General features: G+C 60.5%; 11 protein-coding genes. 3 read left to right on the top strand and 8 right to left on the bottom strand.

Annotated elements, in window-relative coordinates:
- Nucleotides 1–134 precede the first annotated feature (134 nt).
- Genes D8U71_RS25515 through D8U71_RS25505 form a run of 3 tightly spaced genes read right to left on the bottom strand, consistent with a single transcriptional unit; the run spans nt 135 to nt 2,173 of the window.
- Complete coding sequence (locus D8U71_RS25515; RefSeq protein WP_130888999.1) at nt 135–1,370, bottom strand: RNA polymerase sigma factor; 1,236 nt, start codon at nt 1,368–1,370, stop codon at nt 135–137.
- A complete protein-coding gene (locus D8U71_RS25510) occupies nt 1,363–1,707 on the bottom strand; it encodes a YciI family protein (protein WP_130888998.1) in 345 nt (114 codons plus the stop codon). The genes D8U71_RS25515 and D8U71_RS25510 overlap by 8 nt, the downstream gene beginning before the upstream one ends.
- 40 nt (nt 1,708–1,747) lie before the next feature.
- Nucleotides 1,748–2,173: a nuclear transport factor 2 family protein gene (locus D8U71_RS25505; RefSeq protein ID WP_024014040.1), complete on the bottom strand. Its 426-nt coding sequence runs from the start codon at nt 2,171–2,173 to the stop codon at nt 1,748–1,750.
- A 142-nt stretch (nt 2,174–2,315) separates the two neighbouring features.
- On the opposite strand from D8U71_RS25505, the gene D8U71_RS25500 reads away from it, so the two are divergent.
- Nucleotides 2,316–2,801, top strand: coding sequence for a GNAT family N-acetyltransferase (locus D8U71_RS25500; RefSeq protein WP_024014041.1), 486 nt, complete (start codon nt 2,316–2,318; stop codon nt 2,799–2,801).
- 18 nt (nt 2,802–2,819) lie between these two features.
- Entirely contained in the window at nt 2,820–3,425 is a 606-nt protein-coding gene (locus tag D8U71_RS25495; protein ID WP_130888997.1) for a pyridoxamine 5'-phosphate oxidase family protein, read from the top strand.
- Nucleotides 3,426–3,556: 131 nt separating this feature from the next.
- On the opposite strand, the gene D8U71_RS25490 is transcribed toward D8U71_RS25495, so the two are convergent.
- The 3 genes from D8U71_RS25490 to D8U71_RS25480 form a co-directional block, all read right to left on the bottom strand.
- Complete coding sequence (locus D8U71_RS25490; RefSeq protein ID WP_016773555.1) at nt 3,557–4,045, bottom strand: N-acetyltransferase; 489 nt, start codon at nt 4,043–4,045, stop codon at nt 3,557–3,559.
- Nucleotides 4,046–4,124: 79 nt separating this feature from the next.
- Nucleotides 4,125–4,619, bottom strand: coding sequence for a GyrI-like domain-containing protein (locus D8U71_RS25485; RefSeq protein WP_125926446.1), 495 nt, complete (start codon nt 4,617–4,619; stop codon nt 4,125–4,127).
- A 69-nt stretch (nt 4,620–4,688) separates the two neighbouring features.
- Nucleotides 4,689–5,351, bottom strand: a complete 663-nt coding sequence (locus D8U71_RS25480) for a LysE family translocator (protein WP_130888996.1) — start codon at nt 5,349–5,351, stop codon at nt 4,689–4,691.
- Between the two features lie 138 nt (nt 5,352–5,489).
- On the opposite strand from D8U71_RS25480, the gene alaC reads away from it, so the two are divergent.
- Nucleotides 5,490–6,698, top strand: coding sequence for an alanine transaminase (alaC, locus tag D8U71_RS25475; protein WP_016773552.1), 1,209 nt, complete (start codon nt 5,490–5,492; stop codon nt 6,696–6,698).
- 186 nt (nt 6,699–6,884) lie between these two features.
- Here the strand turns inward: alaC and D8U71_RS25470 are convergent, their stop codons facing one another.
- Nucleotides 6,885–8,237: a GntP family permease gene (locus tag D8U71_RS25470; RefSeq protein ID WP_016773551.1), complete on the bottom strand. Its 1,353-nt coding sequence runs from the start codon at nt 8,235–8,237 to the stop codon at nt 6,885–6,887.
- Between the two features lie 82 nt (nt 8,238–8,319).
- Nucleotides 8,320–8,848 (bottom strand): gluconokinase (locus tag D8U71_RS25465; protein ID WP_130888995.1); only part of this gene is annotated, 529 nt, incomplete at its 5' end.

The raw sequence follows: 8,848 nt of genomic DNA, 5'->3' as shown, positions 1-8,848 counted from the left end.
CGATTATGGATTCAAGACAATTCGTTCAAGTCGGTGAATCCCTCCAATATCCCCCGATCAGTCCCCTCTCCCTTTGGGAGAGGGTTAGGGTGAGGGCAATCCACAGGCTGCCCACACTAGCCAGAGCGCCAAGGTCAGAGCATTTCGAGCGCCATGATACGTGCTCGAATAAACCGCCGCTCCGGCTCCTGCCGCGTCAGCTCCAGCGCCCGCTGATACGCGGCCCGCGCCTGCTCCACCCGGCCCAACTGCCGGCAAAACTCCGCCCGCGCCGAATGCGCCAAGTGGTAATCCTGCAACTCGCCCCGAGTCAAAATCCCTTCAACCAACAACAACCCGGCCAACGTCCCATCACGTTTGGCCACCGCCACCGCCCGGTTCAACTCGATCACCGGCGACGGCACCGCGCGCAGCAGCACGTCATACAGACCGACAATCTGCTGCCAGTCCGTTTGCGCCGCCGACGGCGCTTCCGCATGCACCGCTGCAATCGCCGCTTGCAGGCAGTATGGCCCAAAGCGTCGCGTACTCAGCGCGCGCTCGACCAGCGTGCAACCCTCAGCCATCAACCGGGCATCCCACAACGAGCGATCCTGATCGTCGAGCAATACCAGTTCACCGCTCGGCGAGGTTCGTGCCGGCCGGCGTGATTCATGCAGCAGCATCAGCGCCAGCAGACCCATGACTTCCGGCTCAGGCAGCAACTCCATCAACAAGCGCCCCAGCCGAATCGCTTCGCGCGTCAGATCCTCGCGGGTCAGCTCGGCACCGACCGAGGCCGAATAGCCTTCGTTGAACACCAGATAAATCACACGCAATACGCTGTCGAGGCGCTCGGGTAATTCGTTCAGCGTGGGTACTTGATAGGGGATTTTCGCGTCGCGGATCTTGGCTTTGGCGCGGACGATGCGCTGGGCAATCGCCGCCGGCGCCGAGAGAAAAGCGCGGGCGATTTCCTCGGTGGTGAGGTCGCAGACTTCGCGCAAGGTCAGCGGCACCTGCGCATCCGCCGCCAGTGCCGGGTGGCAGCAGGTGAAGATCAGCCGCAAGCGATCGTCTTCCACGTCTTCGCCACTCCAGTCAGCCTGCTCCAGCTCATCGAGTTGCGCCAGCAGCAGCGGTTGCGACGCCTTGAACCGCGCGCGCCGGCGCAGCACATCGATGGCTTTGAAACGTCCGGTGGAGACCAGCCAGGTGCGCGGGTTGTCTGGCACGCCGTCGCGTTGCCAGCGCTCGACTGCGACGAAGAACGCCTCATGCAAGGCTTCTTCGGCGAGGTCGAAATCACCGAGCAGGCGGATCAGCGTGGCCAGAATCCGCCGCGAATCCTCGCGGTAGACCTGCTCGACCCGCGCCCTGACGTCAGACATTCAACTGCCGCACGGGGCGCACTTCAACGCTGCCGACCCGCGCTGCCGGAATGTTGCCGGCGACCTGAATCGCTTCGTTGAGATCCTTGGCATCGATCAGGTAAAAACCGGCCAGTTGCTCCTTGGTTTCAGCGAAAGGCCCGTCGGTGATCGACAACTTGCCATTACGCATCCGTACGGTGGTGGCGGTTTCTACCGACTCCAGCGCTTCGGCGGCGATCATCCGCCCGCTGCCCTGAATCGACTCGGCGTAGGCCCAGCATTCGGCGTCTTCCGGGCTGCCCGGCGAGGTGTGCAGCAGGCGTTCATCGCTGTAGACCAGGCATAGGTATTTCATGGCGATCTCCTGATTCGAACGGATCAACTATGGCTGAAGATCAGGGGGTTACATCGAACAGCGTCGCGCCGCTCATCGGATCGAACGGTGCCGACCAGTGCTCATGGGCAATCTTCCACGCCCCGCCGACCTGCCGATAACAGGCGGTCACGCGCATCCAGCAACTCTGGGTTTCGCCCTTGTCGTTGGTGCCGCCGCAATTGGCCACCCAGTGGGCGAAAGCGATGTTGTCGGCGCTTTCGATGGCGATTTCGTGGAACTCGAAGATGTGCGGACCGGGGCACATTTCCATGCACTCGACCCAATGCGCGCGGTACGCCGCTTTGCCTTTGAATTGCAGGGCCTTGATCGCATCGAACGAGACGATGTCGTCGGCGTACAGGGCCATGACTTTTTCGACGTCCTTGGCCATTACTGCTTCGCGGTAGGTGTTGATAAGGGTCTGGATTTCGCTTTGTGCGCTCATGGTGTTCTCCGTGGTTTTTGTTGTGAAGACGTCCTTAGTCGTTTGCCCTTTGCGTAGATCGACAGGGCAAACAAAAAAATTTCGCCGACAACAATGTCGCTAGAATCCGAGCTTCAATCCTTGTAGGAAAAAGGAAATTCCCGTGTCAGCCCAACTCGTGCCTTACGACAGCCTCAGCCCTTTGCAGCGCGAGCAAGTCGAGTCGATTGAAATTCACCCCGAGCAGATCAAATTCTCCGGCGACATCCACGGTGCCTTGCACACCCTGCTGTCGAAGCCCGGCCCTGGCGTAAAGGGTTTTGCCCTGCTGGCGGACGACGTACCGGTAGCGTTTCTGCTGCTCAAGCGCCCGCCGGTATTGCCCGACTGGGCCGACGAACACAGCGCCACATTGCATGCTCTGCAGGTCGATCGGCGCGCGCAGGGCAAGGGTTACGGCAAGGCGTGCCTGCAAGCGCTGCCCGCTGTCGCCCGCGAGGCGTGGCCGGAGATCAAGGGGCTGGAATTGTCGGTGGACGCTGATAACGAGGCGGCGATTGCGCTGTATGCCAGGCATGGCTATGTCGACAGCGGCGAAGCGTACAAGGGCCGGATTGGGTACGAGCGGCGGATGGGGCTGTTTTTTTAAATCGTAGAGGGATAAACGATGATCGATTCGATAGAACCATTGGAAGCCATTTACGGCCGGCCCCACGAACGCGCCGTGCGCAAGCAGATCGGCTTTCTCAACGAGGATTATCAGGCGATGGTGCGCCTGTCGCCGCTAGTGATCGTCAGCTCGGTGGGGACCGATGGCCTCGATAACTCGCCGCGCGGTGATGCGCCGGGGTTTGTTCGGATCATTGATCAAAACACGTTGGCCCTGCCGGATCGCCCGGGCAACAACCGCATCGATACCTTGCGCAATGTGCTGCACGATTCGCGGGTGTCGCTGCTGTTCATCATTCCCGGGATCGGCGAAACATTGCGGGTCAATGGCACGGCCCTGATCAGCGATGAACCGGCGTTGCTGGAGAGTTTCGCGGTGAATGGCAAACCGGCGAAAACTGTCTTGCTGGTGACGGTGGACGCGGCGTTTTTTCACTGCTCGAAAGCCTTTCTCCGCTCGGAGGCGTGGAATCCCGAAACGCACCTGCCGCGCTCGGCCTTGCCATCTGCTGGCGCATTTCACAAGCGCCTGAATGACGGCCAGTTCGACGCCGACACCTACGATCGGGAAGCGCCGAAACGGGTGCGTGAAAGCCTTTACTAACCGCGCAACTACAGACACCTCAAAACCCTGTGGGAGCGAGCCTGCTCGCGAAGGCGTCGTGTCAGTCGACACTTGCTTCGCTGAAATACCGCTTTCGCGAGCAGGCTCGCTCCCACAGTTTTGATTGAAGTTCAGAGGGTCAGGATCATCTCGTGCCATGCCATGCCGCCGTGGTCGGACTCGGACGGTTTGATGTAGGCAAAGCCAAAGCCGGCATACAGCGCAATGTGCTGCTCTTTGCACATCAGGTGAATCGTCGCTTTGTCCATCGCACGCATGCGCTCGATGAATTCGCCGAGCAGGCGCTTGGCCAGGCCCTGCCCTTGGTAATCCGGGTGCACCACCACCGACATGATCACCACGTTCGGGCCTTTCGGGTCGTGGCCGATCAGTTCCTTGAACGCCTCGTCGGACATCTGCACGTCGAACGCCGCGCCGGAATTGATGAAACCGGCCACCACGCCGTCCACCTCGGCGACGATGAAGCCGTCCGGCCAGGTGGCGATGCGCGTGGCGATCTTTTCACGGGTGGCGGCTTCGTCGCCTTCGTAGGCGACGGTTTCGATGGCGTAGCAGCGGTCGAGGTCGGCGGCGCTGACGTTGCGGATCACGGTGTTCATGGCAGCTCAAAAATCTGTGGAAACAAGGCCCGCCAGCATAAAGCACAACCACCGAGGCGGACATGCTCCGCCTCGATTGTTACGCCGCTCTGGCCTTGATCGGCAGCCAGATTTCCAGGGTGCCGGTATTGAGTTTCGGGTTGTAATCCTCGCTGTAGCGCTCGAACTCCGGCGCGTCCGCCGCTTCGTGGCCGGACTGCGGCAGCCAAGTGTTCCAGATGTACTGGAAGGTGTCAGGGAGCTGCGTCAGTGACCCTTTGTGCTCAAACACCGCATATTTCTGCGGCTGGATTTCAACCCAGCGGTACTTTTCCGGCAGGTCGTCAAGCTTGTCGATCTGCACCCCGGCGATGTATTCGAAACCGCCCTCACCGTCCGCATTGCAGCAAACGCCGTAGGTTACTTCGTTGACTTGCGCGGGGATTTTTCCCAAGTGCGGGATCAGCTTTTCCCACAACGCGGGAATGTCTTCGGTGGTCTCCTGGGTGAATCGCCCGCCGAAACCGGCAATCAGTAGAAATTGCCCGTGTTCGAAGCGAGGCTCGGTTATCTCGACGCGTTGTTGTTCATCCATGACGCGACTCCTCAGAACGCAAAAGTGGATTCGGCTGGGAGTATAGAAAGCTCGACCCGTTTCGCACGTTTACAGCGAATGCAACTGCTCGACGGCGCCCGAGCCGACAAACTCGTTGTAACCAGAAACAATCACGTACACCGCGAAATAGCAGAAGATCGCCGCCGATGCCAGATAGGAGTAGCGCAGAAGCTTGTCGCCCAGCAGCTTGCCGCCGTGGCTTGCGGCGAAGCACAGACCGGCCGACCACAGCAGCCCGGCGCAGAGAAAGCCGCCCAAAAACAGCGCCGAACTCAACGGACCGCCGCCACCGGATCGGGCGATCAACGTGCCGCCAACAGCAGCGAACCAGAGAATCGCACTGGGCGACGACATGGCGAGAAAAATGCCCCGGAAGAATTCCTTGCGATGGGAGCTCTGCCCCACCTCCGCCGTTTCCGCCAGCAGCGCTTCATGGTGAATCGCCGAGTAAATCATCTTCGCCGCGAAATAGATCAGCAGCGCCGAACCGCCAATCCATAGCACCCAGCGCACGGTTTCGTATTGCAGCAAAACGGTCATGCCGGCCAAGGCCAGCACCGCATAAATCAGGTCGCCGACGCAGGTGCCCAGGCCCAGGGCGAAGCCCTGAAAGTAGCCGCGCTGCATGGCCAGGGTGATCATCGCGATGTTGGCTACGCCGATATCCAGGCACAGCGAAAGGCTCAGCAAGAAGCCGCTGGTGAATTCCATTGACCGATTTTCCTTGAAAAAAATGTTTACAACCGCGCTGGACAGTATGCCATCACTGCCCTTATCTTCCGCCACAGGTCACCGCAGTGACCAGCGTCGCTCGGACGGTTCCGGGCGCTTACGTTATCCGAGGCAACAATGGCCGAACAAGGTTCGCCGCGCCGCTTTGCGCGCATAGATCGACTCCCCCCTTACGTGTTCAACATCACCGCCGAGCTGAAAATGGCCGCTCGCCGCCGTGGTGAAGACATCATCGACCTGAGCATGGGCAATCCCGACGGCGCCACGCCGCCGCACATTGTCGAAAAACTGGTGCAGGTCGCCCAACGTGAGGACACCCACGGTTACTCGACGTCCAAAGGCATTCCGCGCCTGCGCCGAGCGATTTCCAACTGGTACAAGCAGCGCTACGAAGTCGATATCGACCCGGAAAGCGAAGCCATTGTCACCATCGGTTCCAAGGAAGGCCTGGCGCATTTGATGCTCGCGACACTGGACCAGGGCGACACGGTGCTGGTGCCGAACCCGAGCTATCCGATCCACATTTACGGCGCAGTGATTGCCGGCGCTCAGGTGCGTTCGGTGCCGCTGGTGCCGGGGGTGGATTTCTTCGATGAGCTGGAGCGCGCCATTCGCGGTTCGATCCCCAAGCCAAAAATGATGATCCTCGGCTTCCCGTCGAACCCGACCGCGCAGTGCGTGGAGCTGGATTTCTTCGAGCGGGTGATCGCCCTCGCCAAGCAATACGACGTGTTGGTCATCCACGACCTGGCTTATGCCGACATCGTCTACGACGGCTGGAAAGCGCCGTCGATCATGCAGGTGCCGGGGGCCAAGGACATTGCGGTGGAGTTTTTTACCCTGTCCAAGAGCTACAACATGGCCGGCTGGCGCATCGGTTTCATGGTCGGCAACCCGGAATTGGTCAGCGCCCTGGCGCGGATCAAGAGCTACCACGACTACGGCACTTTCACCCCGCTGCAAGTGGCGGCGATTGCCGCGCTGGAAGGCGATCAGCAATGCGTGCGCGACATCGCCGAGCAGTATCGTCAGCGCCGTAACGTGCTGGTCAAAGGCCTGCATGAGCTGGGCTGGATGGTCGAGAATCCGAAGGCTTCGATGTACGTCTGGGCGAAGATTCCCCAGGCGTATGCACATCTGGGTTCGCTGGAGTTCGCCAAGAAACTCCTGGCCGAGGCCAAGGTCTGCGTTTCGCCGGGGGTGGGCTTTGGCGAGTACGGTGATGACCACGTGCGCTTCGCCCTGATCGAAAACCAGGACCGCATTCGTCAGGCCGTGCGCGGGATTCGCGGGATGTTCCGCGCGGATGGCTTGGTTACCAAATAACTGACACGCCTCTGATCGTTCCCACGCTCCGCGTGGGAATGCCTCAAAGGACGCTCTGCGTCCGCTTAGGGACGCGGAGCGTCCCGGGCTACATTCCCACGCGGAGCGTGGGAACGATCAAGCAGGAAGTCCACGCCCACAAAAAAACCGCATCACTGCGGTTTTTTTGTGCCTGCAAACTGCCGCTTAAACGAACAGCGACAACAGCAGGATAAAGCCCAGGCCGACTACCGACAGAATGGTCTCCATCGCGGTCCAGGTCTTGAAGGTTTCGGCCACGGTCATGTTGAAGTACTGCTTGACCAGCCAGAAACCGGCGTCGTTGACGTGGGACAGGATCAGCGAACCGGCGCCGGTGGCCAGCACCAGCAGCTCACGGTTGACGCCCGGAATCATGCCGACAACCGGCACCACAATGCCAGCGCCAGTGATGGTCGCCACGGTCGCCGAACCGGTTGCAATACGGATCACCGCCGCCACTAGCCAGGCCAGCAGGATCGGCGAGATCTGCGCGCTGACCGCCATGTGGCCGATCACGTCACCCACGCCGCTGGTCACCAGCATCTGCTTGAAGCCACCGCCGGCACCGATGATCAGAATGATCGCAGCGGTAGGCGCCAGGCTTGCGTCGAGCCACTTGAGCATCTGGTTGGAACCGATGCCCTGCTTGTAGCCGAAGGTGTACAGCGACAGCAGCAGCGCCAGCAGCAGTGCGGAGATCGGGTGGCCGATCATGTCCATCCAGATGCGAAAGAAGTTGCCGTCCGGCAGTGCCACGTCAGCGAAGGTTTTCAGCAGCATCAGGAACACCGGCAACAGCACGGTGACCAGAGTAATGCTGAAGCTTGGCAGGTTGGCCGAATCGTTTTCACGGGCCAGTTGATCGACCAGTTCCTGATTCGGGTGACCCGGGATGTGCTTGGCGATGAAAGTACCGAAGATCGGACCGGCAATGATGGCGGTCGGCAGCGCGACGATCAGACCGTAGAGAATGGTCTTGCCGATGTCAGCGCCGAATACGCCGATGGCCAGCAGCGGACCCGGGTGCGGCGGCACCAGACCGTGCACGGCGGACAGGCCGGCGAGCAGCGGGATACCGATCTTGATGATCGACACGCCAGTGCGGCGCGCAACGATGAACACCAGCGGAATCAGCAGCACGAAGCCGATTTCGAAGAACAGCGGAATGCCCACCAGGAACGCGGCGAACATCATTGCCCATTGGACTTTGTCCTTGCCGAAGGCGCGAATCAGGGTCTGGGCGATCTGATCGGCGCCGCCGGATTCGGCCATCATTTTGCCGAGCATGGTGCCCAGGGCGAGGATGATGCCGACAAAACCGAGCACGCCCCCGAAGCCGTCCTGGAACGCCTTGATGATGGTGTTGATCGGCATGCCGGAAGTCAGGCCGAGGAAAGCGGCGGCGATGGTCAGGGCGATAAAAGGGTGAATCTTGAATTTGGTGATCAGGATAATCAGGCCGATTACCGTGACCACCGCATCGAGCAGCAGGAACGTCTCGTGGGACATGCCAAACATGGGGGGTGTCTCCTGGATTGTTGTTGTTATTAAAGCGGGTTGAACAGAAGTCGGGAGGACAGCGCTGTCTTTTTCAACATGCTCATATCGCCTGTTTCAGACCGTTGGCCTGCCACCAGACGTGAGCCTGCAGGGCCAGCTCTTCGACGCTGTGAATCGAGGCATTGAGCGGCAGAGTCAGCGGCTCGCCCTTGGGCGATTCGAGGGTGGCGAACTGGCTTTCGATCAACGTCGCCGGCATGAAGTGGCCCGGGCGGTGCGAAACGCGCTCGGCGGCGACTTCCGGGGTCAATTCAAGAAACACGAAACCGAGGCCCGGCAAGGCACTGCGCAGACGTTCGCGGTAACTGTGTTTAAGGGCGGAGCAGGTCAACACCGGGCGTTGGCCTTGGGCATCGACGCGACGCAGTTCATCGCACAGGCTGTCGAGCCAGCCGGCGCGGTCTTCGTCGTTCAGGGGGATCCCCGCGCTCATCTTTTCGATGTTCGCGGCCGGATGAAAAGTATCGCCTTCAATGGCAGTGGCGCCGCTCAATTGGCACAGGGCCTGGCTGACGCACGTCTTGCCGCAACCGGCAACGCCCATGATGACCAGGGCGGTGATGGGATGA

The organism is Pseudomonas sp. Sample_21 (genome assembly GCF_004307525.1).
GTDB classification, from domain to species: Bacteria; Pseudomonadota; Gammaproteobacteria; order Pseudomonadales; family Pseudomonadaceae; genus Aquipseudomonas; species Aquipseudomonas atacamensis.
The sequence above is the reverse complement of the archived record's forward strand: the minus strand, read 5'-3'. Positions and strand labels throughout refer to the sequence as shown.